We start from the raw sequence: 25,064 nt of genomic DNA on the forward strand, positions 1-25,064 counted from the left end.
GCTGCCTCCGTCACTGACTGCCTTTACGCAGCTTATTTCTCTGCTGGTATACCTCTGCCGATTCGCGGACAAACCCGGCGTTCACCCTGGCGTGCCAGGTGTGCTCCAGTTCATCGGCAATGGCCTGCAACTCGGCGAACGAAGAACGAAACGGCCGTAGCGCGTTGTAGATCTCCAGAATGCGGGCATCCGGGATCGCAATCAGTTCTGCCGCACGACGAAAATTGCGCGCCACGGCATGACGCTGCATCTGCTCGGCAATCTGCGCCTGGTACTCCAGCGTTTGCTGAGAAATGCGCACATCCTGCGGTCCTACGTGGCCCGCCAGCACATTCTCAAGGGTAATGTCGGTTAGCGGCTTGCCGCCAGGCGTCCGGATTTTCTCCGGGCAGCGGGTGGCTAATGGGTAATCCTGTGCGGTCATGATGTTGTCGTTCATGGTCATTCCCTTACCAGTGCAATATGCAACGTGACAGGCGCAGCATCCTGCACCACGTGTTTGGTTTCTTTGATATGAAACAGCGCGGCCTTGGCCATAAATTTAGGGCGCACCATCTGGTCATTGACCACTGGCACCGGCGAAGGCGACTCTTTGCGTGCATAGCGCGCGGCGTTTTTACCAATCTGACGATAGGTTTCCAGCGTCAGCAGCGGAGCCTGAGAAAACAGTTCCAGGTTACTTAGCGGCAGCAGATCGCGCTGATGAATCACCGTGGTTCCTTTCGACTGGATACCAATCCCAATGCCTGAGCCGCTGAGATTTGCCGCATCCCATGCCATAAAAGAAACATCTGAGGTGCGCAGGATCCTCACTACTCGCGCATGCAGCCCCTCTTCTTCGATGCCAGCAACCAGCTCTTTCAAAATCGCGTTGTGCGGCATATCAATCAAGGTTTTATGCTGATACTTATCAAAGGCCGGGCCGACGCCAATCACCACCTCATCCACACGCTCATCCGCGTTAGCCGCCTCGCCTTCGCTCACCTGTAAGGTGAAAACCGGCTTACGTTCAGTTGTGCATTCCACTGTGTACCGCCTTATTCGATCGAGCCGGGCTGAACCACGCCCGCAATATTTTTAATTTCCGCCCAGCGTTCGGCACTGATGCGATAGCCGGTACCAGGTCCCTGATAATCATTGATGTCGTTGACGGCGCTGACGACGTCGAACTGGCGATCCAGAATAGCCGACGTTTGCAGGTAATCACCGGTAACACGCTGTCTCAGCATATTGAGGATGTTACTGGCGATATCTTCGAAACCGCTACGGCTTAGTGCGCCGACGATATCCAGCCCGGTGATATTGCGCTTCATCATCTCTTCCACGGCGGCCAGATCTTCCACCACATTGCGCGCGGGCATATCTTTGCTGCCGTGAGCATAAGTAGCAGCTTCGACTTCTTCATCGCTAATCAGCGGCAGGCCCAGTTCGCGGAACACTGCCTGAATGGCGCGTGCGGCCTTATTGCGAATGGCGATGGTTTCCTCTTCCGTGACCGGACGCAGACCGCCGTCAACCATCAGATCGCGTTGCAGAATGTTGTAATCATCGAAATCTTCAGCGTCGAAGTTCGACCCGGCAAACATGTTGTCGTAGTTGGGTACCGCGCTGTAACCGGAGAAAATAAAGTCGGTACCCGGCAGCATCTGCATCAGGGTGCGGGCAGTACGGCGAATATCGGAGTGGGAAAAGGTCTGGTCATTGGCGGAGGCCACTTCAAGGTCGAGCATTGAGGCAATCAGGTTTTCCGCCAGCACCGCGCGGATCCCTGACGGCACTGCGCCGGTCATGCCGATACAGCTGACCGCACCATTTTGCAGCCCCTGTACGCCCGCGCCTTTGGTGATAAAAATGCAGCGCGACTCCAGATAAAGCATCGATTTACTTTCGGAATAGCCCATCAGCGCTTCCGAGCCGGTGCCGGAGGTGTAGCGCATCTTCAGACCACGCGACGCATAAGCCGAGGCGAGAAACGCTTTGGACCACGGCGTGTCATCGCCGTCGGTAAACACAGATTCTGTGCCATACACCGACACCGTTTCGGCATAACTGGTTAGCCCTCGCATCCCCAGCTCCAGCTCCGTAGCCTCTTCAACGGAACATTGCGTCAGCACACCGGGGCGACCGCACTGGGAACCCACCAGCAGTGCCAGGGCGTTAAACGGCGCGTAGCGGGCGATCCCGACCGTCGTTTCCTGCTCGGAAAAGCCGCGGATCCCCGCTTCAGCAGCGTCGGCGGCAATCTGTACCGGGTTATCTTTCAGGTTAGTCACGTGGCACTGGTTGGAGGGAGTGCGTCTGGCGCGCATTTTTTGTAGCGCCATCATCATCTCCACCACGTTCATTTGCGCCATCACTTCCACCGCTTTCGCCGGGGTGATGGCGGTGGTAATGGCAATAATCTCTTCCCGACTGACGTGGATATCCACCAGCATTCTGGCGATCTCCAGCGCGTCGAGCTGCATGGCGCGCTCAGCTTCGGCCACGTTAATCGCATAGTCGGCAATGAAACGGTCGATCATGTCGAACTCGGCTCGGCTCTTACCGTCCAGCTCAACAATACGACCATTTTCCACCTTCACCGACGACGTCGGATCGTAGGGGCTTTCCATGGCGATCAGCCCCTCTTCAGGCCATTCGCCAATCAGCCCATCCTGATTTACAGGCCGCTTCGCAAGCACTTCGAATCGTTTTGATCTTCTCATGATTTATTGACTCAAAAGGTAAAAAATAGGGACGCCGGGCCGCATTGCCGGGGACACAACACCCGGCATTCGCCTTTCATCAGCAATGGCCGAACTCTAAATGAGCCAAGCAATAAAAAAATAAAATTAATTTCGTTCCAATTTGGCACCTAATAAAAACGCATCGTTCCATATTGAAACGCAATTCAGGAATATTCATCGTGAATTGTGACGAGGTTAAATGATCATTATCAATAAACGCAAAATCAGGAAGATGAATTTAATCTTTATGAAAAATCCACCCTATTGACTTAATAACGTGCGGCGAGAAAATAAGGTAAAGCCAATGATAAAAATAGCTGTTGCGCGATATGTTTCGTGACCTCAGCCCTACAACATTTTCAGGAGAGACTGTGAATAAGAGCCAACAAATTGCCACCATTACGCTGGCGGCTGCAAAAAAAATGGCGCAGGCCGTTGAGGCTAAAGCGCTAGAGATCAACGTTCCGGTGGTCTTTTCCGTGGTGGATCACGGCGGGAATACGCTGCTAATGCAACGCATGGACGATGCGTTTGTCACCAGCTGTGATATCTCTCTTAATAAAGCGTATACCGCCTGCTGCCTGCGTCAGGGTACCCATGAAATTACCGACGCGGTACAACCTGGCGCTTCGCTATATGGTTTGCAGCTTACTAACCAACAGCGCATTGTTATTTTCGGAGGCGGCTTACCTGTCATATTAAACGGTAAATTAATTGGTGCCGTTGGCGTTAGCGGCGGCACTGTCGAACAAGACAGATTATTAGCAGAAACCGCACTGAATTGTTTCTCTGAATTATAATTTAAATCTAAGAAGGTATATTATGAGCTATCGTATGTTTGATTACCTGGTGCCAAATGTGAACTTCTTTGGCCCCAATGCTATTTCCGTTGTCGGCGAACGCTGCAAACTGTTAGGCGGTAAAAAAGCGCTGCTGGTTACTGATAAAGGCCTGCGGGCTATTAAAGACGGTGCGGTAGATAAAACCCTAGCCCATTTACGTGAAGCGGGCATTGACGTGGTGGTTTTTGACGGCGTTGAGCCAAATCCCAAAGACACCAACGTGCGCGATGGTCTGGAGGTCTTTCGCAAAGAGCATTGCGATATCATCGTTACCGTTGGCGGCGGTAGCCCGCATGACTGCGGTAAAGGCATCGGTATCGCGGCAACTCACGAAGGCGATCTCTACAGCTATGCCGGGATTGAAACCCTGACCAACCCGCTGCCGCCTATCGTTGCGGTGAATACCACTGCCGGTACCGCCAGCGAAGTCACCCGCCACTGCGTGCTGACCAATACCAAAACCAAAGTGAAGTTTGTGATTGTCAGCTGGCGCAACCTGCCGTCGGTCTCCATTAACGATCCGCTGCTTATGCTCGGCAAACCCGCTCCGCTGACCGCCGCGACCGGTATGGACGCCCTGACCCACGCCGTAGAAGCTTATATTTCCAAAGATGCCAACCCGGTCACCGACGCCGCCGCTATTCAGGCTATTCGCCTGATCGCACGCAACTTGCGTCAGGCCGTAGCGCTGGGCAGCAACCTGAAAGCTCGCGAGAACATGGCCTACGCCTCTCTGCTGGCGGGCATGGCCTTCAACAACGCCAACCTCGGCTACGTTCACGCAATGGCGCATCAGCTTGGCGGTCTGTACGACATGCCACACGGCGTGGCGAATGCCGTTCTGCTCCCGCACGTGGCGCGCTATAACCTGATCGCTAACCCGGAGAAATTTGCCGATATCGCAGAATTTATGGGCGAAAACACTGACGGACTTTCCACCATGGATGCCGCCGAACTGGCCATTCACGCCATTGCCCGTCTCTCCGCTGACATCGGCATTCCGCAGCATCTGCGCGATCTGGGCGTCAAAGAAGCCGATTTCCCGTACATGGCGGAAATGGCGCTGAAGGACGGCAACGCCTTCTCTAACCCACGCAAAGGGAACGAGAAAGAAATTGCCGAGATCTTCCGTCAGGCATTCTGATAACGCAGGGGGCGCAATGTCACTTTCATCACCGGGCGTACATCTGTTTTATCACTCACGCTGGCTGGATACTCGCGTGCTTGATGAGCTGTGCTGGGGACTGGAAGAGCAAGGCGTCCCTTGCCGGGCAATCTGTTGCGACGAGCATGACTGCGCGCTGGCATTGAGCAAACTTGCGGCCAAAAGCTCAACGCTACGTGTCGGTCTGGGTCTTAACGCCACGGGTGATATTGCTTTAACCCACGCCCAGTTGCCCGAAGATCGGGCGCTGATCCGTGGGCATATCCGCGCCGGAATTGCGCAGATCCGAACGCTTGGCGCCAATGCCGGTCAACTGGTTAAAGTACTTCCCTTCAGCGAGATAAAATAAATGTACCGCATCTACACCCGAACCGGCGATAAAGGCACGACCGCGCTGTTTGGCGGCAGCCGTATCGACAAAGACGACATCCGCGTTGAGGCCTATGGCACGGTGGATGAACTGATTTCCCAGCTTGGCGTCTGCTATGCCAGCACGCACCAGGCTGAACTACGCCAGGATCTGCACGCCATGCAGAAGATGCTGTTTGTACTGGGTGCGGAACTCGCCAGCGATGAGACAGGACTCGCTCGCTTACAACAGCGTATTGGCGATGAGGATATTCAGGCGCTGGAGCAGCTTATTGACCGCAATATGGCGCAAAGCGGCCCGCTCAAAGAGTTTGTTATTCCGGGGAAAAATCTGCCATCGGCACAGCTACACGTTGCGCGAACCCTGACGCGCCGACTGGAGCGGATCCTTATCGCAATGAGCAGAACGCTGACGTTACGCGATGAACCCAGGCGTTACATCAACCGACTGTCGGACGCGCTGTTCTCGATGGCGAGAATTGAAGAAACTAGTCCAGATGCTTGCGCTTAAACTGGCTGGCATCAATGTCGTATTGCTTCATCTTGCGCCACAAGGTAGTGCGACCGATATTCAACAGTTGCGACATCTCCTGTACGCGCCCGCTGGTGACGCGAGCAGCATGGATAATCGCCTCTTTTTCGATAGCGGTAAAGGTCAGACTGGCTGGCAGCAGTGAAGACGCCGTCTCCAGACCAGGACGTTCGGCAAACAGATAATCCGGTAGATTGCTCAGCCGAATATGGCCGTTATCACTGCTGATGGCGATGTTTTCGATAATGCTGTTCAGCTCAAAGTCATTGCCCGGCCACGAATAGGCCACCAGCTGTGCCAGCGCGTCGTCGTCGATCTTCAAACTGGATGAAAAGCGTTTTTTCAGGCTATTCAGCCGCGTATAAATCAGCGAGGGAATACTGTTACGCCGCGCCCGCAGCGGGGGGATCACTATCTCAAAAGAGTGCAGCGCGTAATACAGCTGACGGCTAAAGCGGTTTTGCTCCACCAGATTGGCGAGATCAACCGTGGTGGTGGCGATCACTTTGACATCCACCGGAATCAACCGACGGGCATCCAGGCGGGTGAGTACCCCCTGCTTGATCACCTGTAACAGCGCGGATTGCAGCTCCGGCGCCAGATATTCAATTTTTTCCAGAAACAGCGTGCCGCCGTTCGCCAGTTCAAGACGGCTCAGCCGACCGTTTTCATCGTCGGTGGGCGCACTGCCCATAAAATCCTGCCCCAGCACGCTGTTGGCATACAGCTGACAGTTCACGGCGATATACGGCCCGCTGGCGCGCTCGCTTTCATTGTGAATGGCCTGACTCAGCAGCTCCTTACCAACGCCCTCTTCTCCGCACAGCAGGATCGGGAAACTCCCCCTCGCCGCCTGGCGTCCAAAGTGGATCAAACGGCGGGTTTCCGGATCGTCAGTCGACATCTGCTCAAAGGTGTGACTCACCTTGCCGAGCTGGCTGGTCATCAGCTGGCGCATTTGCTCTACCGGATGCAGCAGCAGGATAAAGCTGTTGCCCTGCTCCTCAACAATCGGTTTCAGGGTAATGACGGCATCAACAAACTGATGCTGGCTTTCAAAGGTAACTTCGACGTGATTCAGGCCGCGGGCATGTTTGATCGCCCGGCGCAGCAGCATGGGGAGATTGAGCAGATCGTGAATATTTTTTCCCTGGCTGGCCTGCGCATCGAGATGCAAAAGCAGCGCCGCACGCGCATTGAGGAACTGCAATACGCCCTGTTCGTTCCAGGCCATCACACCATCATCCATACTTTCCAGCAGCCCGTACATCTGGTTCAGATGGCGGTTGGATTCAGCCAGCAGGCTGTCGGTCAGCAAAGAGTTGCCGACTTCTCTGGCTATCGCCAGCGTCAGGGATAAATCAGAAACGCACTCATGCTCCACCAGACAACACAGCGAGATGGAGCCGAACAGTCGACCATGGTTATCGAAGACCGGCGTCGAGCAGAACGACCACGGATGCAGCGCCTGTTTAAAATGCTGATCGCCAGAGGTTTTTGTCGGCTGGCCCGGCATCGTCGCCAGCGACAGCGCACAACTGCCAATGATGCTTTCCGCACAGTAGCTGCCGTCGCGAAACCCAAGCTCCGCCAGCTGTTCCACCGTCTGTGGGTCGCCGCAACGGCTGAGAATACAGGCTGATTCATCCAGAATCAGCAGCGCGCACGGGCGGCCGTCCATAAACTCCCAGGCATCTTCCAGCGCAGCCTGAGCAATCGTCAGCAACGCCGTCTTGCGACGACAAATCGACTCAAAGGTCAGCCCTTGCGCCTGATGCGGCGCCTGCCAGGTTTCCCGCTGCATAAACTTGCTGCAACGATGCCATGACTGGGCAATGACTGAAGAGACTTCCTTCCCGATGCTATGCGTGTGCGCCGTCATATCCCTTTCCGCTGTTTAACCATAGACAACCCCTCCGGCAGAGACTGTCAGAGGGGGAGAAGATGCCGGATAAAAACCTACCGACGACTGATTAACGCGCCAGCCACTGCTGTCCCAGCAGGTCTGCCGTCAGAATAGCGGCATGTACGCTTTCAGGCGTTACCGGGAACGGCATATTGTGGATGGTTTCACCTTCTGCACAGGTCGCTTTCGCCACCGCCATGATCTTGCCGTCAACGTCTTCTTTCACGCCCATTTCCGCTAACGTTACCGGCAGGCCTACTTTCTGACAGAAATTCAGCACGGTTTCGATCTCTTCCATCGGGCTGTTTTGCAGCACCAGTTGCGCCAGCGTACCAAAGGCGACTTTTTCACCGTGGTACAAATGGTGGCACTCTTCCAGAATCGTAAAGCCGTTGTGGATCGCATGCGCCCCTGCCAGACCGCTGCTTTCAAAACCGATGCCGCTGAGGTATGTGTTAGCTTCGACAATACGCTCCAGCGCATCGGTCACCACGCCGGCCTGCGCGGCAAGGCGTGCCTTCTCGCCTTCCGCCAGCAGGGTATCATAGCACAATCGCGCCAGGCTCAGCGCCGCCACGGTGGACTGTCCGCCCGCCATGCTGGTCGCTCTGGCGTCATAACAGGCTTTCGCTTCAAACCAGGTCGAGAGCGCATCGCCCATCCCGGCCACCAGCAGACGTACCGGCGCTTTGGCAATGATTGCAGTGTCCATCACTACCATATCCGGGTTTTTCGGGTAGATCAGATACTCTTCAAACTCACCGGCTTCGGTATAGATAACGGACAGCGCGCTGGTTGGCGCATCGGTAGACGCGATAGTCGGGATCACCACCACCGGCAACTTCTGGTAGTAGCCAATCGCTTTGGCGGTATCCAGCGTTTTCCCACCACCAATCCCAACCACGCCGCGGCAACCGTGCTGTTTCAGAATGGTAATCAGGCGATTAATTTCAACATGGCTACATTCACCGTTAAAGCGTTCCGCATGGCAGCTAATGTCGTGGCTGTGCAGGCCGTTGAGTACCTTCTCTCCCGCCAGTTTCATCACGAAGTCATCCGCAATCACGAAAAAGCTGTCCGCCAGATTTTTAGCGTATTGACCAAACAAGGTGGAAGCGTCAGGACCCTGGAGATATTTGGCTGGAGATTGAATAACTTTTAGCATTCCTTTCATCCTCAAATAAGTACATGTTTTTACATGGTGAGCCCTGGCGTTAACCTGTTTGGCCTGATGCTGACGGCGAAAACGGGAGGTACCGGAGCGATGCAATAACTGTAGGGCGAGGCGTGCACAAAAAAATCTTTCGTCTTTTTGTTCTGATATGAAACAGATAAAAACAACACATGTTTCATATTGGAACGCTTAACCATAAAAAATATAAGGTTTGCGATCCCGATCCGTTCATTTGCCACCAAATCTCCGGCACAGACGAATCTCACTTTCTCTTTTACCCACTCACTTGCCAAAATACCGGTAAAAAAAAGCTGACAGTACCGTGTGACCTGCATTCATCGCGAGAGGAAAAAGTCGAGCGAGCTCGCATTGTGGTCGTTCACCGTTCTTTTAGGTTTCATTTCGGAACAAAAAACAATAACAACGTTCCGTAATGAAACTCATTTTAACGTTGTTTTTTTCCACGCTGACTTCGCCAGAATCTCTCTATCGCCTCCGCACCATGACCATGCTTCCGGGGGTTTGTCTTACACTCAACCTCAAGGAGCCGTTATGTCTCAATTCTTTTTTAATCAACGCACCCATCTCGTGAGCGACGTCATCGACGGTACGATTATCGCCAGCCCGTGGAATAACCTGGCGCGTCTGGAAAGCGATCCGGCCATTCGCATCGTGGTCCGTCGTGACCTCAACAAAAATAACGTAGCGGTCATTTCCGGCGGCGGTTCAGGGCACGAACCCGCGCACGTTGGGTTTATCGGTAAAGGTATGCTAACCGCCGCAGTCTGTGGCGACGTGTTCGCTTCCCCGAGCGTAGATGCGGTACTGACCGCCATTCAGGCGGTAACCGGTGAGGCGGGCTGTTTGTTGATCGTGAAAAATTACACCGGTGACCGTCTTAATTTCGGTCTTGCCGCCGAGAAAGCCCGTCGCCTTGGTTACAACGTTGAAATGCTGATTGTCGGCGATGACATCTCCCTGCCGGATAACAAACACCCGCGCGGCATTGCGGGAACCATCCTGGTGCATAAAATCGCGGGCTATTTTGCCGAACGCGGCTACAACCTCGCCACCGTCCTGCGTGAAGCGCAATACGCGGCCAATAACACCCTCAGTCTGGGCGTTGCGCTTTCCAGCTGTCATCTGCCGCAAGAAACCGACGCCGCACCGCGTCATCATCCGGGCCACGCGGAGCTGGGTATGGGCATTCATGGCGAACCAGGCGCCTCGGTCATCGACACCCAGAACAGTGCGCAGGTGGTGAACCTGATGGTGGATAAACTGCTGGCTGCCCTGCCTGAAACCGGCCGTCTGGCGGTGATGATTAACAATCTTGGCGGCGTTTCTGTTGCCGAAATGGCCATCATTACCCGCGAACTGGCCAGCAGCCCGCTGCATCCGCGTATCGACTGGCTGATTGGCCCGGCCTCGTTGGTTACCGCGCTGGATATGAAAGGCTTTTCACTGACGGCCATCGTGCTGGAAGAGAGCATCGAAAAAGCGCTGCTCACAGAGGTGGAAACCAGTAACTGGCCGACGCCGGTCCCACCGCGTGAAATCAGCTGTGTACCGTCATCTCAGCGTAGCGCACGCGTGGAATTCCAGCCTTCGGCGAACGTCCTGGTGGCCGGGATTGTGGAACTTTTCACCACAACTCTTTCCGATCTGGAGACCCATCTTAATGCGCTTGATGCCAAAGTCGGCGATGGCGATACCGGTTCAACCTTTGCCGCAGGCGCGCGGGAAATTGCCGGTCTGTTGCATCGCCAGCAGTTGCCGCTGGATAACCTTGCCACGCTGTTTGCGCTGATTGGCGAACGTCTGACCGTGGTGATGGGCGGTTCCAGCGGTGTGCTGATGTCTATTTTCTTTACCGCCGCCGGGCAGAAACTGGAACAGGGAGCTAACGTTGCCGAAGCCCTGAATACGGGACTGGCGCAGATGAAGTTCTACGGCGGCGCAGACGAAGGCGATCGCACCATGATTGATGCGCTGCAACCGGCTCTGACTTCGCTGCTCACGCAGCCGCAAAATCTGCAGGCCGCCTTCGACGCCGCGCAAGCGGGAGCCGAACGAACCTGTTTGTCGAGCAAAGCCAATGCGGGTCGCGCATCGTATCTGAGCAGCGAAAGCCTGCTCGGAAATATGGACCCCGGCGCGCATGCCGTCGCGATGGTATTTAAAGCGCTGGCAGAGAGTGAATTGGGCTAAGCCATAAGTGCCTGATAAGGCACTTACGCCGCCATCCGGCGAAGATACGCCTGATGCGCTGCGCTTATCAGGCCTACGAGTACTGCGAGTACAAAACCTTTGTAGGCCGGATAAGGCGCTTGCGCCGCCATCCGGCAGTGCGTTAACGATAAACGCGGATCCCGCCCTCTACGCCGCGGCTAAACAGCACCTGCCAAAGCTCAATATCTCTGGCGCGGAAAGCCCCGGCGCAGGCACATAAATAGTAATTAAACATTCTTCTGAAGGTGGCGGAGTAACGTGAAGACAGCTCCGGCCAGGCCTGATTAAAGCGCTCATGCCAGGCCATCAGCGTTTTATCGTAATCGCTGCCAAAGTTATGCCAGTCCTCCATCACAAACCGTGATTCGCTGGCCTCGGCAATATGGGAAATTGCCGGCAAGCAACCGTTCGGGAAAATGTATTTATTGATCCACGGATCGACGCTCATCCCTTTTTTATTGCTACCAATGGTATGCAGCAGGAACAGTCCATCCGGTTTTAAACAACGGTCAGCGATGCTGAAATAGGTGTCGTAGTTTTTCGGCCCGACGTGTTCAAACATCCCCACGGACACAATGCGATCGTAGTGTTTATCAAGATCGCGATAATCCTGCAGCAGAATGTTAACGTCCAGCCCTTCACAGCGCTGCTGCGCCATTTTCTGCTGCTCTTTGGAAATGGTAACGCCTTCTACCGCCACGCCATAATGACGCGCCGCATATTCTGCCAACCCGCCCCATCCACAACCGATATCGAGTAAACGCATACCCGGCTTAAGCTGCAGCTTCTCGCAGATCATTTTTAATTTGGCATTTTGCGCATCGTCTAAGGTGGTCGCGTCTTTCCAGTAACCGCAGGAATATTGCATATGCGGATCAAGCATCAGCGCAAAGAGATCGTTACCAATATCATAATGTTCTTTACCGACGATCCATGCACGGCTACGTGACTGCAAATTAAACAGGCGTGCGCTGGCAATGCGTAAAATATCTTTCAGATTACCTGGCATCTGCTGGTCGAGTTTTGCTTTCAGGATTTTGCAGAACAGAATATCGAGCCGTTCGCAGTCCCACCAGCCTTCCATATAGCTTTCGCCAAGCCCTAACGAGCCTTGTTGCAATACCCGTTTAAAGAAACCGGTATGATGAAGTTGAATGTCCCAGGCGCGCGAGCCATTAATTCTGATATCCGCTTGCGAAAGCAGCTCTTTTCCCATTCGGGTCCAGTTATCATTTGTTTCATTGACGATGACAGCATCTGAACAAAGCGAGTTCATGGTATTTACCAAAAGTGGACTAAAAATTATTACGCAAGATTATTATGGAAAAAAGAGTGTATGTATTATGATCCGCGGACAAGATCTATCGAACAGCGGACACACCATCGGGAGCATTGACGATTCATTAATGGAAACTCTCGCGCAAAAACAGTGGAACTCCTTCCCGGATAACTCCATGACCGAACTGCCGCAGGACGTATTCTTTCGCTCTTATGTCCTGGAAGCCAACCACCATGTACCGCAGCATTCACACTCTTTTATGCAGTTTCATTTCGCCCGCAAAGGCAGCATGCGCATTGATGTTGCCGGTAAGTGCTGGATAATCCCCGCGCATTATGGCATTTGGATCCCAAATAATACGGAGCATGCGGTTTGGGCATTAGATGATGTGTATTTAGAAAATCTGGATATTAAACCGGGCTTTCTTGAAGAGAGCATCAATGAATGCAAAGTAGTGGCTATCAGTGATTTCGCCAGAGAGTTTATTCATTACGCCACGAATTCAATTTCAGGCCATTATGATAGTCAGTCAAAAGAGGGCAAGCTGGTTAGTGTGCTGGTCGATATTATTCTGCAACTCCCGGAAGTCGCTTTTGTATTACCCTGGCCGCAGGATCGTGAATTAACCAAAGTCTGCCGAACAATACAAGAATCCCCCGCACTGGAGCATTCGGTTGAATACTGGGCGCAGCATCTGGGTATGTCTGCCCGTACCTTTTCACGCCATTTCAAAAAAGAAACCGGATTGCCTTTCAGCGTCTGGAAGCAAAAAATGCGAATACTTGAATCGGTATTAATGCTGAAGAAAAATAAAAGCGTAACCGCCGTGGCACTCGACGTTGGGTATTCAAGCACCGCGGCATTTAGCTACGCATTCCGCCAGGCGTTTGGCGTTCCGCCCTCTAATTACTGATTAACGGCGTTGATGCCAGTAAGCCGCTGCACGAACCCGTTGCTGATCGAACGCCTCGGTTTCAAAACGAGCACTCAGGTTTTTGACCACCTTGCCTTCGCCGGTGATCCAGATGAAATAATCGTCTGCGGGCACGCTTAGCCGCGATAAATGTTCATTCACCGCCTGCTCGTCATGGCCGATAAACCACTGAAGAGTAAATCCGTCGAGATGGGCAAAATAGTCCTGGTAGGCTGCATCCTGCACGCTAACCAGCGCCGTGACGTGCGGACGTACCGCCAAACGGCTGAGCGACTCCAGGCGTCGGCGCAACGCGGGCATTCCCGACTCATCACACACGTAAACCTGATACGCATAGTCCTCTGGTACCACCAAAGAACCGCGCGGCCCGCCAATCGTCAGCTTGTCACCCCCACGGGCATTCATCGCCCATGTACTTGCCACGCCGCCGTCATGAATATAGAAATCCAGTGCCAGCTCATGGCGCGTTTCGTCATACAACGGCGTGTAGTCACGGGATAACGGACGTACACCGTCAGCCCAGACAATGCCTTCATCGGTGACGACAGGTGGTACAAAGTTGCTGCCCGGTTCAGGGAAAAAGACCTTGGTATGGTCGTCAAAGCCGCGTGAGCTAAAACCGTCCAGAGCGTCACCGCCCAGTACAATACGCTGAAAGCCCGCGCTAATACGCTCTACGCGCAGGACAGTAAGTTCTCGAAAACGCAGTTCATTGCGAAAGCGCTGTGGGTAGCGTGAGATGTTTTTTGTCATTTTTTCGCCTAGTGAAGATAATACGATATATCTAAATTGATTTTTTAAATGATAATGATTGCTAATCAAAAATATTGCAAGCACTTTTTGATATAGTTAAATTATGATTACCCGGCTATCACACCCATATAAAAACAGTTAATAATCATCACGTTATACAGAATGTAATTTGTAGACTTGCAAACTGATAATTTTTAGATATAAATTAGATATATCTAAATAACATCAGGAGACGATGATGCAAAACCATCATGAAGGTTGCTGTAAGCACACAGAGCACCAACACGAAGGCTGCTGCAAGGGTGAAGGACATCACCATGAAGGCCGCCACAACGAGCACCATGCAGGTTGCTACAAAGGTGAAGAACATCGCCATGAAGGTTGTAACAAAGAACATCACCACGAGCAGGGTTGCGGACATCGCCACGGTCGTGGTGGCGGCGGTGGTCGTCGTCAGCGGTTCTTTGGCCACGGCGAATTACGCCTGGTGATTCTGGATATCTTGACCCGCGACGCCAGCCACGGCTATGAGCTGATTAAAGCGATTGAAACCCTGACTCAGGGTAACTACACCCCAAGCCCGGGCGTTATCTATCCAACGCTGGATTTCTTGCAGGATCAGGCACTGATCACCGTCAGCGACGAGGAAGGTGGGCGTAAACAGATTGCGATCACGGCTCAGGGCCAGCAGTGGCTGGATGAGAACCGTGAACATCTGGAACATATCCACGAACGGATTAAAGCCCGCTGCGTGGGTTTTGAATTACGCAAAAATCCACAGATGAAACGCGCGCTGGAAAACTTCAAAGCCGTGCTGGATCTACGTGTCAATCATGGTGATACCAGCGATGCGCAGATCAAAAAAATCATCGGTATTATCGATCGCGCTGCGCTGGATATTACTCAGCTGGATTAATCTGCACAGCAGGCGGAACCCGTATGCCCAACGTTCCGCCTGTATTTTTAGTATTAATGCAGCACCGTAACCGCATCTTCCAGACGACCCGCGCGATGTTTCACCATCGCGGAAATCTGCGCACTCTCTTCAACCAGTTCGGCGTTTTTCTGTGTAATGTTGCTTAATTCATTCACCGCGCGGGTCAGGCTGGAAAGACCATCTGACTGTTCCAGCGTGGAGTGGCTGATTTGGGCGATCAGCTGAGTGACGTTTTGCACCTGCGCCACAATATCGTCCATCGTGCGTCCTGCGGCGTGAACCTGGTCAGATCCGGACTGCACCTTGTCAGCGCTGGCATCAATCAGCTTGCGAATATCATTGGCTGCACTGGCGCTACGGCTAGCAAGATGACGTACTTCTCCCGCCACCACGGCGAACCCTTTCCCCTGCTCGCCCGCCCGCGCGGCTTCAACAGCGGCATTCAAAGCCAGAATGTTGGTCTGGAAGGCAATATCGTTAATCAGCGTCGTAATGGTGCCGATCCGCTGGGTGCTGTTGGCGATATCGTCCATGGTTTTGATGACGGTATCCATCGCCTCACCGCCGTGCGTTGCCGCGCTGCTGGCGGCAATAGAGAGCTTATCGGCCGCGGCGGCGGTCTCTGAGTTTTGTTTCACCGATGCCGCCATCTGATTCATGGTGGTCACCGTTTCCTGCACGTTCTCGACGGTCTGCTGCGTATGCTTGTTTAAATCATCGCTGCCTTTCGCCAGCGTTTCGCTGTCGCTGCGCACGCAACTCACCTGGCTGGAAACATCATGGATGAGCCAACGGCACATTAGTCCCAACTGGCCCACTGCTCGTAGCATCAGGCCCAGTTCATCACTACGGTTAAGATGCGACACGCTGTTCCGCTCACCGGTCGCCACTTTCAGCGCCTGACAGGTGACATTCTCAATAGGACGCACAATTTGCCATTCGAAAATAGCCGTTCCAAAAAGCATCACCAATGCACTCATCAGCTGTAACGGCCATTCGGCGCCCATTTGCTGCAATGCGACCGCTAGCAGGACAAACATGAATGCCATCACGCTGCGCACCCGCCAGCGAATCGGCATCGCCGGCAGTTTACCCAGCCAGCCTTTGCGTACCACCAGCCCTTTATGAATACGTCGGTTGCAACGTCCTTCGTTCAGCGCTTTATATAAAGGCTCTACCGCCGCAATTTCCTCGTCAGTAGCCCGGGTACGAATCGACATATACCCGGTCACGCGTCCTTCCCGCACCATCGGTACCGCATTGGCCCTCACCCAGTAGTGATCGCCATTCTTACGCCGGTTTTTCACAATCCCGCTCCATGGCTCGCCCTGCTTCAGGGTGTACCACATATCCGCAAACGCCGCTTTTGGCATGTCCGGATGACGAACCTGATTGTGCGGCTTATCGAGCAATTCATTCAGCTGATAGCCACTGACCTGGACAAATGTATCGTTCGCATGGGTGATATAGCTTTGTAAATCGGTGGTAGACATGAGGGTGATATCATCATCCAGCGGTGTATTTTGCTGACTAACGTAGGGATGAGAAGACATGATTGCGTCCTGTGCAGGTTATCTGGTTGTTAACTCTTTCGGCTTATGTTATTTCGGCGATAATTTTTTTATCTTTAGTTGTTAAATTTGATTTAGATCGCAATTTGCGATTAAACCTCAAAATCTGTACGCATTCTAATCCATTGATTTAAAATACTTTCATCTAGTAACTATTCAACGTCACTTCTACCAGCGCACCGTCACAGTGCAAATATTGCCCATTTTTAGCGCAAATTTGCGTTTATTCGATCTGTTTTCAGGCTCCTTACTTGGGCAAAATGCCAGCAAATGTTAAAGCACGGCATTAAATGTTGCGCAAATGAGATGTTTCCTGGTGTTTATCCCGATTTTTGCTAAGCGCGCCGGAATGGCGCAATCCCTGCAATACTTAATTCAGTATCATGTGATACGCGAGCTCCGGGAGCATATTTTGAACAGGTTACCTTCCAGCGCATCGGCCCTGGCCTGCAGCGCACACGCACTGAATCTCATCGAAAAGCGCACGCTTGATCATGAGGAAATGAAATCGTTAAACCGAGAGGTGATTGAGTACTTCAAGGAGCATGTCAATCCGGGGTTCTTAGAGTATCGAAAATCTGTAACTGCAGGCGGGGATTACGGAGCCGTAGAGTGGCAAGCGGGAAGCCTGAATACGCTTGTCGACACCCAGGGGCAGGAGTTCGTCGATTGCCTGGGTGGTTTTGGAATTTTCAACGTGGGGCACCGTAATCCAGTCGTGGTTTCCGCCGTACAGAATCAACTCGCGAAACAACCTCTGCACAGCCAGGAGTTACTTGACCCTCTGCGGGCCATGCTGGCAAAAACCCTCGCCGCACTGGCGCCCGGTAAACTGAAATACAGTTTTTTCTGTAACAGCGGGACCGAGTCTGTTGAAGCCGCCCTGAAGCTGGCGAAAGCATATCAATCGCCGCGCGGTAAATTTACGTTTATTGCCACCAGCGGCGCATTCCACGGTAAATCACTGGGCGCGCTGTCCGCTACGGCTAAATCCACCTTCCGTAAACCCTTTATGCCGCTGCTGCCGGGCTTCCGTCATGTGCCGTTTGGCGATATTAACGCAATGCGCACCATGCTCAGCGAGTGTAAAAAGACCGGTGACGATGTCGCAGCTGTGATCCTCGAGCCGATCCAGGGTGAAGGAGGGGTGATCCTGCCGCCGCAAGGTTATTTGACCGCCGTTCGTAAACTTTGCGATGAGTTTGGCGCGCTGATGATCCTTGACGAAGTGCAAACCGGCATGGGGCGTACCGGCAAGATGTTCGCCTGCGAACACGAAAACGTGCAACCCGACATTATGTGCCTGGCCAAAGCGTTGGGCGGCGGTGTGATGCCAATTGGCGCGACCATTGCCACCGAAGAGGTGTTCTCCGTCCTGTTCGACAATCCTTTCCTGCATACCACCACGTTTGGCGGCAACCCGCTCGCTTGTGCAGCTGCGCTGGCCACCATTAACGTCCTGCTGGAGCAAAATTTACCGGCTCAGGCGGAGCAGAAAGGCGATATGTTGCTGGATGGTTTCCGCCAGCTTGCGCGGGAATACCCGGACCTGGTGCATGATGTACGCGGTAAGGGCATGCTGATGGCGATTGAGTTTGTCGATAATGAAATCGGCTACAACTTTGCCAGTGAGATGTTCCGCCAGCGGGTGCTGGTCGCCGGCACGCTTAACAATGCAAAGACGATCCGCATCGAACCGCCGTTGACGTTAACGATCGAGCAATGCGATCTGGTATTGCGATCGACGCGCAAAGCCCTGGCAGCATTACGGGTGAGCGTGGAGCAAATGTAACAACCTTACCCGGCCTATAGAAGACACTCTTTTGTAGGCCGGATAAGGCGTAGCCGCCATCCGGCAATTAACCTAACTTAAACAATCCGCACACCAGCAGGCATAAGGCGTTCTGGCGTCAACAGTACGCTTTCACTACCGTCGTCGGTTTCCGCACACAGCAGCATGCACTCTGATGTCTCACCGCGCATTTTGGCCTTCTGCAGGTTACACAGCACCACCACCGTTTTGCCCATCAACTCCTCTTCACTGTAGTAAGGCACCAGGCTGGTTACGGTTTGCAGCGTACGCTCTCCCACATCTACCTGTACGATATACAGCTTATCGGCATTGTCATGGCGCTTTACCTGTGCGATTTTTCCAACACGTATTTCCATTCGGGCGAAATCAGCAAATGCGACGGTATCCATTATTTTCTCCTTTGGTAAAATTTTACTAAATACTAGCAAAATATTTTCCGGGCATTGTTCTCAAAAGCGGGAAAATGACGTACTCATCACACTCTGAAAGCCCAGTTTTACCCCGAGCATGTCAATTAATCATGCTTTTTTTACTGAAAACAGATGAATAGATAAGCACTTCATTTACAATGCGCAGGTAACTCAGGGAAAAGGCAAACATGGCAACACTTAAAGACATCGCAATCGAAGCTGGCGTGTCCCTGGCGACAGTGTCCCGGGTTTTAAACGATGACCCCACGCTGAATGTAAAAGAAGAGACTAAGCATCGCATTCTGGAGATCGCGGAAAAGCTGGAGTACAAAACCAGCAGCGCCCGAAAGAACCAGACCAGCGCGCTCGGCCCCCAGCATATTCTGGCGCTCTACAGCTATCAGCAAGATTTGGAAATCAACGATCCTTACTACCTCGCGATCCGCCATGGGATTGAAACCCAGTGTGAGAAACTCGGGATCGAACTGACCAACTGCTATGAGCACAGTGGGCTGCCGGAGAGCAAACACATTACCGGCATTCTTATTGTCGGCAAGCCTTCTCCCGCTCTGCGCGAGGCGGCAACAGCGCTTACCGACAACATCTGCTTTATCGATTTCCATGAATCCGGCAGCGAATATGACGCCGTCGATATCGATCTGGCCCGCATCAGCAAAGAGAGCATCGACTTCTTCATTGCCCAGGGCGTCACCCGCATTGGTTTCATCGGCGGCGAAGACCAGCCAGGCAAGGCCGATATCCGCGAAGCCGCGTTTGTCGAATACGGTCGCCTGCAGCAGGTCGTTTCTGAACAGGATATCTATCGCGGCGGTTTCTCCAGTTCATCAGGCTATGAACTGGCTAAAGAAATGCTGGCGAAACCCGACTATCCCAGTGCCCTGTTTGTGGCTTCAGACTCGATTGCCATTGGCGTTCTGCGCGCCATCCACGAGCGTGGTCTGAATATTCCGCAGGATATTTCGCTGATTAGCGTTAATGATATCCCAACGGCGCGTTTCACCTTTCCTCCGCTTTCCACCGTTCGCATTCATTCGGAAATGATGGGCAGTCAGGGCGTCAACCTGCTGTTCGAAAAGGCCCGTGACGGGCGTGCGCTCCCCCTGCTGGTTTTTGTTCCCAGCAAGCTGAAACTGCGCGGCACCACCCGCTGAAATCCCCCGTTAACCCGCCCGGTTTCTTCTGATGCCGGGCGCGCATTGTCATGCATTCTTTTCCGCGTCCGAATTATTTTCGTGATCCAGTTAAAGTAAATCACCTCACCCGCTATATTTTAGTAAAACTTTTACTAAAATCACCATCAATTACACTTACCCACCATTACAATGAATGGTTCCGATTTTTCTCCACCGGGAGGCCTTATGAATCGCTGGGAAAACATTCAGCTCACCCACGAAAATCGACTGGCGCCACGCGCATATTTTTTCTCTTACGACTCCGTTGCGCAGGCTCGCTCGTTTGCCCGCGAAACCAGCAGTCTCTTTCAGCTGCTAAGCGGTCAGTGGAATTTTCAGTTCTTTGAGCATCCGCTGCAGGTGCCGGAAGCCTTTACGTCGCAGTTTATGAGTGACTGGGGCAGCATCACCGTCCCCGGCATGTGGCAGATGGAAGGACACGGCAAGCTGCAGTATACCGACGAAGGTTTTCCTTTCCCGATTGATGTCCCCTACGTTCCGACCAATAACCCCACCGGGGCCTATCAGCGTATTTTCACCCTCAGCGAAGGCTGGCAGGGCAAACAGACGCTGATTAAGTTTGATGGCGTAGAAACCTACTTCGAAGTTTACGTGAATGGTCAGTACGTTGGCTTCAGCAAAGGCAGTCGCCTGACGGCCGAATTTGATATCAGCGCGGTGGTGAAGACCGGTGATAACCTGCTGTGCGTTCGCGTAATGCAATGGGCTGATTCCACCTACGTTGAAGACCAGGATATGTGGTGGTCGGCGGGAATTTTCCGCGACGTCTATCTGGTCGGCAAACAGGCGACCCACATTCAGGATTTTACCGTTCGCACCGAGTTCGATGATGACTATCGCGACGCCACCCTCTCCTGCGACATTGCGCTGGAAAACCTGGCCTCTACGCCAGCGATAGCGTCGCTCGAATACACCTTGTTTGACGGTGAGAAGGCGCTGCATAGCGATGTGATTAACGCCCTAAAAGTGGATAAACAAACGCAGACCACTTTTCATTTCAAGGTTAGCGCGCCGCAGCAGTGGTCGGCGGAATCGCCGTATCTCTACCATCTGGTGATGACGCTGAAAGATGCCAGCGGCAACATCCTTGAGGTCGTGCCACAGCGCGTTGGATTCCGCGATATTAAAGTTCGCGACGGTCTGTTTTACATCAATAACCGCTACGTGATGCTGCATGGCGTTAACCGCCACGATAACGATCATCTTAAGGGCCGCGCGGTCGGTATGGATCGCGTTGAAAAAGATCTGCTGTTAATGAAGCAGCACAACATTAACTCCGTACGCACCGCCCATTACCCGAACGATCCGCGCTTCTATGAATTGTGCGATATCTACGGCCTGTTCGTGATGGCCGAAACAGACGTTGAATCTCACGGCTTCGCCAATATCGGCGATATCAGTCGGATCACCGACGATCCACTGTGGGAAAATGTCTACGTTGAGCGCATCGTGCGCCACGTCCATGCGCAGAAAAACCACCCTTCGATCATCATCTGGTCGCTCGGTAACGAATCCGGATACGGCTGTAACATCCGCGCCATGTATCACGCTGCGAAAGCGCTGGATGACACGCGTCTGATCCATTACGAAGAAGATCGTGACGCTGAAGTGGTGGATATCATCTCCACCATGTACACCCGCGTGCCGCTGATGAATGAGTTTGGTGAATATCCGCATCCTAAACCGCGCATCATCTGTGAATATGCTCACGCCATGGGCAACGGTCCCGGCGGGCTAACGGAATATCAGAACGTCTTCTATCAGCATGATTGCATTCAGGGGCACTATGTCTGGGAGTGGTGCGATCACGGGATTCAGGCTAAAGATGACGACGGCAACGTCTGGTACAAATATGGCGGCGACTACGGCGACTATCCGAACAACTACAACTTCTGCCTTGATGGCCTGATTTATTCCGATCAAACCCCAGGACCGGGGCTGAAAGAGTACAAGCAGGTAATTGCGCCGGTGAAAGTGCGCGCACAGGATCTGACCCGCGGCGAGCTACGGGTAGAAAACAAACTCTGGTTCACCACGCTTGACGACTACACCTTGCATATTGAGGTTCGCGCCGAAGGAGATACGCTCTCTGTTCAGCAGATAAAACTGCGCGACGTTCCTCCCAACAGCGACGCGCTGCTGCAATGCGCACTGCCGGAGCTGGATGCGCGCGAAGCGTTCCTTAACGTCACCGTGACGAAAGATTCCCGCACGTCATACAGCGAAGCCGGGCATCACATCGCGACTTATCAGTTCCCGCTGAAGGCCAGAACGGCGGCTGCCGTACCGTTTAGCCTGCAAAACGCCAACCCTCTGACGCTGGAAGACAGCCGCCAGAGCTGCACCGTTCGCGGTTATAACTTCCATCTGACCTTCTCAAAGCTGACCGGTAAACCGATCGCCTGGAACGTCAATGGCGAAGAGCTGATTACCCGCGAGCCGAAGATTAATTTCTTCAAACCGACCATTGATAACCACAAGCAAGAGTTCGAAGGCCTCTGGCAGCCGAATCATTTACAGATTATGCAGGAGCATCTGCGCGAATTTACCCTTGAGCAAACGGATGATGCGCTGCTGATAACCAGCCAGACCATTATCGCCCCGCCGGTATTCGATTTCGGTATGCGCTGCACCTATCGCTGGCGCATTGCCGCGGACGGTCAGCTGAATGTGGAACTTTCTGGCCAGCCTTACGGCGAGTACCGGGACATTATTCCGTGCATCGGTTTCACGATGGGCATCAACGGTGATTTGGGCCAGGTGGCGTATTACGGACGTGGTCCCGGTGAAAACTATGCCGATAGCCAGCAGGCCAACATCATCGACATCTGGCGCAGCAGCGTGGATGAGATGTTCGAAAATTATCCTTTCCCGCAAAACAACGGCAATCGTCAGGACGTGCGTTGGACAACGCTAACCAACCGCCACGGCAACGGCCTGCTGGTGGTCCCGCAGCGCCCTGTCAACCTGAGCGCCTGGCGCTATACGCCGGAAAATATCTTTGCCGCACAACACTGCAACGCGCTACAGCGTAGCGATGACATCACCCTGAATCTGGACCACCAGTTGCTGGGCTTAGGTTCCAACTCGTGGGGAAGTGAAGTGCTCGATTCCTGGCGCGTCTGGTTTACGTCATTCAGCTACGGCTTCACGTTGTTGCCGGTTTCCGGCAGCGAATCTGGCGCTCAAACCGCCGCCAACCGCGCCTTTGGCACCGGGTTCTTTTCCACGAATATGCACAGCGAGAATACAAAATGAGGATCATCGACAACTTAGAGCAGTTCCAGCAACGCTATGCTTCAGGTCGGAAATGGCAACGCTGCGTCGAGGCCATTGAAAATATTGACAATATTCAGCCAGGCGTCGCCCACTCTATCGGTGATTCCCTGAGCTACCGCGTGGAGACAGACTCCGCGACCGATGCGCTGTTTACCGGTCATCGTCGTTATTTTGAGATCCATTACTACCTGCAAGGGCAGCAAAAAATAGAGTATGCCGCCAAAGAGGATCTCCAGGTGGTTGAATATTATCGCGATGAAACCGATCGCGAATATCTGAAAGGTTGTGGAAAAACCGTCGAAGTGCACGAAGGACAAATGGTTATTTGTGACAACCATGAAGCCTATCGTTTTATTTGTAATAACGCAGTGAAAAAAGTCGTACTCAAAGTCACCATCGAAGATGGTTATTTTCATAATAAATAAAAACACAGGCGGCGCCGACGTTGCGCCGCCAGTACCCTATAATAATCAGGAATCGGAGATGTGCTATGTCTGATACCAAACGTAATACCATCGGCAAGTTCGGCTTACTTTCACTCACCTTTGCCGCGGTTTATAGTTTTAATAACGTAATCAACAATAATATTGAGCTTGGTCTGGCATCCGCACCGATGTTTTTCCTCGCGACGATTTTCTACTTTATTCCGTTTTGCTTAATCATCGCCGAATTTGTTTCGCTGAATAAAAACTCCGAAGCCGGTGTCTACGCATGGGTAAAAAGTTCGCTGGGTGGACGTTGGGCATTTATTACTGCCTACACCTACTGGTTCGTTAACCTGTTCTTTTTTACCTCGCTTTTGCCCCGCGTTATTGCCTACGCCTCATATGCTTTTTTAGGCTACGAATACATTCTGACGCCGTTCGCAACCACCGTGTTAAGTATGGTGCTGTTTGCCTTCTCCACCTGGGTTTCGACCAATGGTGCAAAAATGTTAGGGCCGATTACCTCGGTCACCTCCACGTTGATGCTGCTGCTGACGCTGTCCTATATTTTACTGGCAGGTACGGCGCTGGTTGGTGGCGTACAGCCTGCTGACCCTATCACCGTAGACGCAATGATCCCGAATTTTAACTGGGCCTTCCTCGGTATCACCACCTGGATTTTTATGGCGGCAGGCGGCGCGGAGTCGGTGGCGGTTTACGTCAACGACGTCAAGGGCGGCTCCAAATCATTCGTGAAGGTCATTATCATTGCCGGAATTTTTATCGGCGTGCTCTATTCCATCTCCTCGGTGCTGATTAACGTCTTCGTCAGCAGCAAAGAGCTAAAGTTTACCGGTGGATCGGTGCAGGTATTCCACGGCCTGGCGGCATATTTCGGCCTGCCGGAGTTGGTCGTGAACCGCTTTGTCGGCCTGGTCTCCTTTACCGCGATGTTCGGCTCCCTGCTGATGTGGACCGCAACGCCGGTGAAGATCTTCTTCTCTGAAATTCCGGCGGGTATTTTCGGTAAAAAAACCGTCGAACTGAATGAAAACGGCGTCCCGGCCCGTGCAGCATGGATCCAGTTCCTGATCGTTATCCCGCTGATGATTATCCCGACGCTCGGTTCCAATACCGTGCAGGATTTAATGAACACTATCATCAACATGACCGCCGCCGCCTCGATGCTGCCGCCGCTGTTTATTATGCTGGCTTACCTGAATCTGCGTGCAAAACTGGACCACTTACCGCGCGACTTCCGTATGGGTTCGCAAAAAACCGGCATTGTTGTGGTGTCGATGCTGATCGTTCTTTTCACCATCGGATTTATTGCCTCTACCTTCCCAACCGGCGGCAATATCATGACCATTATTTTCTATAACGTCGGTGGGATTGTTATTTTCCTCGGTTTTGCCTGGTGGAAATACAGTAAATATATCAAAGGGCTAACCAAAGAAGAAAAAGCTATTGAGGCAGCCCCTGCTTCAGATATCAATTAATGAC

The 25,064-nt window shown here is 52.8% G+C and carries 21 protein-coding genes; 12 read left to right on the top strand and 9 right to left on the bottom strand.

Annotated features, from left to right (window positions below; all coding sequences use genetic code 11):
- Nucleotides 1-10 precede the first annotated feature (10 nt).
- Genes OGY09_RS04795 through OGY09_RS04805 form a run of 3 tightly spaced genes read right to left on the bottom strand, consistent with a single transcriptional unit; the run spans nucleotide 11 to nucleotide 2,705 of the window.
- On the bottom strand, nucleotides 11-439 hold the full coding sequence (locus OGY09_RS04795; RefSeq protein ID WP_032945054.1) for a diol dehydratase small subunit: 429 nt from the start codon (nucleotides 437-439) through the stop codon (nucleotides 11-13).
- 2 nt (nucleotides 440-441) lie between these two features.
- On the bottom strand, nucleotides 442-1,026 hold the full coding sequence (locus OGY09_RS04800) for a propanediol/glycerol family dehydratase medium subunit (RefSeq protein ID WP_008785852.1): 585 nt from the start codon (nucleotides 1,024-1,026) through the stop codon (nucleotides 442-444).
- 11 nt (nucleotides 1,027-1,037) lie between these two features.
- Nucleotides 1,038-2,705, bottom strand: coding sequence for a propanediol/glycerol family dehydratase large subunit (locus OGY09_RS04805; RefSeq protein WP_032945056.1), 1,668 nt, complete (start codon nucleotides 2,703-2,705; stop codon nucleotides 1,038-1,040).
- Nucleotides 2,706-3,097: 392 nt separating this feature from the next.
- Between OGY09_RS04805 and OGY09_RS04810 the strand changes: the two genes are divergently transcribed.
- The 4 genes from OGY09_RS04810 to OGY09_RS04825 are packed head-to-tail and all read left to right on the top strand — an operon-like array spanning nucleotide 3,098 to nucleotide 5,613.
- The gene (locus OGY09_RS04810; protein WP_003828504.1) at nucleotides 3,098-3,526 is read left to right on the top strand and encodes a GlcG/HbpS family heme-binding protein; all 429 of its coding nucleotides are present in this window, start codon (nucleotides 3,098-3,100) and stop codon (nucleotides 3,524-3,526) included.
- A 22-nt stretch (nucleotides 3,527-3,548) separates the two neighbouring features.
- Nucleotides 3,549-4,712, top strand: coding sequence for a 1,3-propanediol dehydrogenase (gene dhaT / locus OGY09_RS04815; RefSeq protein WP_003024734.1), 1,164 nt, complete (start codon nucleotides 3,549-3,551; stop codon nucleotides 4,710-4,712).
- A gap of 16 nt (nucleotides 4,713-4,728) precedes the next feature.
- Nucleotides 4,729-5,082: a glycerol dehydratase reactivase beta/small subunit family protein gene (locus tag OGY09_RS04820; protein WP_032945057.1), complete on the top strand. Its 354-nt coding sequence runs from the start codon at nucleotides 4,729-4,731 to the stop codon at nucleotides 5,080-5,082.
- On the top strand, nucleotides 5,083-5,613 hold the full coding sequence (locus OGY09_RS04825; protein WP_032945059.1) for a cob(I)yrinic acid a,c-diamide adenosyltransferase: 531 nt from the start codon (nucleotides 5,083-5,085) through the stop codon (nucleotides 5,611-5,613).
- Here the strand turns inward: OGY09_RS04825 and dhaR are convergent.
- Entirely contained in the window at nucleotides 5,591-7,516 is a 1,926-nt protein-coding gene (dhaR, locus tag OGY09_RS04830; RefSeq protein ID WP_003828512.1) for a dihydroxyacetone kinase operon transcriptional regulator DhaR, read from the bottom strand. The two genes, OGY09_RS04825 and dhaR, sit on opposite strands and share 23 nt — an antisense overlap.
- A gap of 91 nt (nucleotides 7,517-7,607) precedes the next feature.
- Nucleotides 7,608-8,705 (bottom strand): glycerol dehydrogenase, encoded by a 1,098-nt coding sequence (locus OGY09_RS04835; protein ID WP_032945060.1) that lies wholly within the window; start codon nucleotides 8,703-8,705, stop codon nucleotides 7,608-7,610.
- Nucleotides 8,706-9,266: 561 nt separating this feature from the next.
- On the opposite strand from OGY09_RS04835, the gene OGY09_RS04840 reads away from it, so the two are divergent.
- The gene (locus OGY09_RS04840) at nucleotides 9,267-10,925 is read left to right on the top strand and encodes a glycerone kinase (RefSeq protein ID WP_032945061.1); all 1,659 of its coding nucleotides are present in this window, start codon (nucleotides 9,267-9,269) and stop codon (nucleotides 10,923-10,925) included.
- 142 nt (nucleotides 10,926-11,067) lie between these two features.
- Here the strand turns inward: OGY09_RS04840 and cfa are convergent, their stop codons facing one another.
- The gene (cfa, locus tag OGY09_RS04845) at nucleotides 11,068-12,222 is read right to left on the bottom strand and encodes a cyclopropane fatty acyl phospholipid synthase (protein WP_008785859.1); all 1,155 of its coding nucleotides are present in this window, start codon (nucleotides 12,220-12,222) and stop codon (nucleotides 11,068-11,070) included.
- A 67-nt stretch (nucleotides 12,223-12,289) separates the two neighbouring features.
- Here cfa and OGY09_RS04850 point away from each other — a divergent pair, with 67 nt between their 5' ends.
- The gene (locus OGY09_RS04850) at nucleotides 12,290-13,138 is read left to right on the top strand and encodes a helix-turn-helix domain-containing protein (RefSeq protein ID WP_032945513.1); all 849 of its coding nucleotides are present in this window, start codon (nucleotides 12,290-12,292) and stop codon (nucleotides 13,136-13,138) included.
- Here the strand turns inward: OGY09_RS04850 and OGY09_RS04855 are convergent, their stop codons facing one another.
- Complete coding sequence (locus OGY09_RS04855) at nucleotides 13,139-13,912, bottom strand: siderophore-interacting protein (protein WP_275399132.1); 774 nt, start codon at nucleotides 13,910-13,912, stop codon at nucleotides 13,139-13,141.
- 235 nt (nucleotides 13,913-14,147) lie between these two features.
- Here OGY09_RS04855 and OGY09_RS04860 point away from each other — a divergent pair, with 235 nt between their 5' ends.
- A complete protein-coding gene (locus OGY09_RS04860; RefSeq protein ID WP_164079428.1) occupies nucleotides 14,148-14,828 on the top strand; it encodes a PadR family transcriptional regulator in 681 nt (226 codons plus the stop codon).
- A 53-nt stretch (nucleotides 14,829-14,881) separates the two neighbouring features.
- Here the strand turns inward: OGY09_RS04860 and OGY09_RS04865 are convergent, their stop codons facing one another.
- A complete protein-coding gene (locus OGY09_RS04865) occupies nucleotides 14,882-16,402 on the bottom strand; it encodes a methyl-accepting chemotaxis protein (RefSeq protein WP_032945066.1) in 1,521 nt (506 codons plus the stop codon).
- A gap of 430 nt (nucleotides 16,403-16,832) precedes the next feature.
- Between OGY09_RS04865 and ygjG the strand changes: the two genes are divergently transcribed.
- Complete coding sequence (gene ygjG / locus OGY09_RS04870) at nucleotides 16,833-18,212, top strand: putrescine aminotransferase (RefSeq protein WP_167371260.1); 1,380 nt, start codon at nucleotides 16,833-16,835, stop codon at nucleotides 18,210-18,212.
- 77 nt (nucleotides 18,213-18,289) lie between these two features.
- Here the strand turns inward: ygjG and OGY09_RS04875 are convergent, their stop codons facing one another.
- Entirely contained in the window at nucleotides 18,290-18,622 is a 333-nt protein-coding gene (locus OGY09_RS04875; RefSeq protein WP_016157522.1) for a tRNA-binding protein, read from the bottom strand.
- A 209-nt stretch (nucleotides 18,623-18,831) separates the two neighbouring features.
- Here OGY09_RS04875 and ebgR point away from each other — a divergent pair, with 209 nt between their 5' ends.
- The 4 genes from ebgR to OGY09_RS04895 all read left to right on the top strand — a co-directional run bounded on the left by ebgR (nucleotide 18,832) and on the right by OGY09_RS04895 (nucleotide 25,060).
- On the top strand, nucleotides 18,832-19,815 hold the full coding sequence (gene ebgR, locus OGY09_RS04880) for a transcriptional regulator EbgR (RefSeq protein WP_032945068.1): 984 nt from the start codon (nucleotides 18,832-18,834) through the stop codon (nucleotides 19,813-19,815).
- A gap of 207 nt (nucleotides 19,816-20,022) precedes the next feature.
- Entirely contained in the window at nucleotides 20,023-23,115 is a 3,093-nt protein-coding gene (gene ebgA / locus OGY09_RS04885; RefSeq protein WP_032945070.1) for a beta-galactosidase subunit alpha, read from the top strand.
- A complete protein-coding gene (locus tag OGY09_RS04890) occupies nucleotides 23,112-23,561 on the top strand; it encodes a beta-galactosidase subunit beta (RefSeq protein ID WP_003828536.1) in 450 nt (149 codons plus the stop codon). The genes ebgA and OGY09_RS04890 overlap by 4 nt, the downstream gene beginning before the upstream one ends.
- Before the next feature lie 65 nt (nucleotides 23,562-23,626).
- Complete coding sequence (locus OGY09_RS04895; RefSeq protein ID WP_003828538.1) at nucleotides 23,627-25,060, top strand: amino acid permease; 1,434 nt, start codon at nucleotides 23,627-23,629, stop codon at nucleotides 25,058-25,060.
- Nucleotides 25,061-25,064: the final 4 nt, after the last annotated feature.

The sequence above is a fragment of the Citrobacter sp. Cpo071 genome (genome assembly GCF_030332765.1).
Taxonomy (GTDB): Bacteria; Pseudomonadota; Gammaproteobacteria; order Enterobacterales; family Enterobacteriaceae; genus Citrobacter; species Citrobacter portucalensis.

Coding starts and splice junctions, on each gene's coding strand:
- OGY09_RS04855 (WP_275399132.1), bottom strand. CDS start 13,912: ATGACAAAAAACATCTCACGCTACCCACAGCGCTTTCGCAATGAACTG.
- OGY09_RS04825 (WP_032945059.1), top strand. CDS start 5,083: ATGTACCGCATCTACACCCGAACCGGCGATAAAGGCACGACCGCGCTG.
- OGY09_RS04820 (WP_032945057.1), top strand. CDS start 4,729: ATGTCACTTTCATCACCGGGCGTACATCTGTTTTATCACTCACGCTGG.
- ebgA (WP_032945070.1), top strand. CDS start 20,023: ATGAATCGCTGGGAAAACATTCAGCTCACCCACGAAAATCGACTGGCG.
- OGY09_RS04890 (WP_003828536.1), top strand. CDS start 23,112: ATGAGGATCATCGACAACTTAGAGCAGTTCCAGCAACGCTATGCTTCA.
- OGY09_RS04850 (WP_032945513.1), top strand. CDS start 12,290: ATGATCCGCGGACAAGATCTATCGAACAGCGGACACACCATCGGGAGC.
- OGY09_RS04865 (WP_032945066.1), bottom strand. CDS start 16,402: ATGTCTTCTCATCCCTACGTTAGTCAGCAAAATACACCGCTGGATGAT.
- dhaR (WP_003828512.1), bottom strand. CDS start 7,516: ATGACGGCGCACACGCATAGCATCGGGAAGGAAGTCTCTTCAGTCATT.
- OGY09_RS04860 (WP_164079428.1), top strand. CDS start 14,148: ATGATGCAAAACCATCATGAAGGTTGCTGTAAGCACACAGAGCACCAA.
- OGY09_RS04875 (WP_016157522.1), bottom strand. CDS start 18,622: ATGGATACCGTCGCATTTGCTGATTTCGCCCGAATGGAAATACGTGTT.
- ebgR (WP_032945068.1), top strand. CDS start 18,832: ATGGCAACACTTAAAGACATCGCAATCGAAGCTGGCGTGTCCCTGGCG.
- OGY09_RS04840 (WP_032945061.1), top strand. CDS start 9,267: ATGTCTCAATTCTTTTTTAATCAACGCACCCATCTCGTGAGCGACGTC.
- OGY09_RS04895 (WP_003828538.1), top strand. CDS start 23,627: ATGTCTGATACCAAACGTAATACCATCGGCAAGTTCGGCTTACTTTCA.
- cfa (WP_008785859.1), bottom strand. CDS start 12,222: ATGAACTCGCTTTGTTCAGATGCTGTCATCGTCAATGAAACAAATGAT.
- OGY09_RS04795 (WP_032945054.1), bottom strand. CDS start 439: ATGAACGACAACATCATGACCGCACAGGATTACCCATTAGCCACCCGC.
- OGY09_RS04835 (WP_032945060.1), bottom strand. CDS start 8,705: ATGCTAAAAGTTATTCAATCTCCAGCCAAATATCTCCAGGGTCCTGAC.
- dhaT (WP_003024734.1), top strand. CDS start 3,549: ATGAGCTATCGTATGTTTGATTACCTGGTGCCAAATGTGAACTTCTTT.
- OGY09_RS04805 (WP_032945056.1), bottom strand. CDS start 2,705: ATGAGAAGATCAAAACGATTCGAAGTGCTTGCGAAGCGGCCTGTAAAT.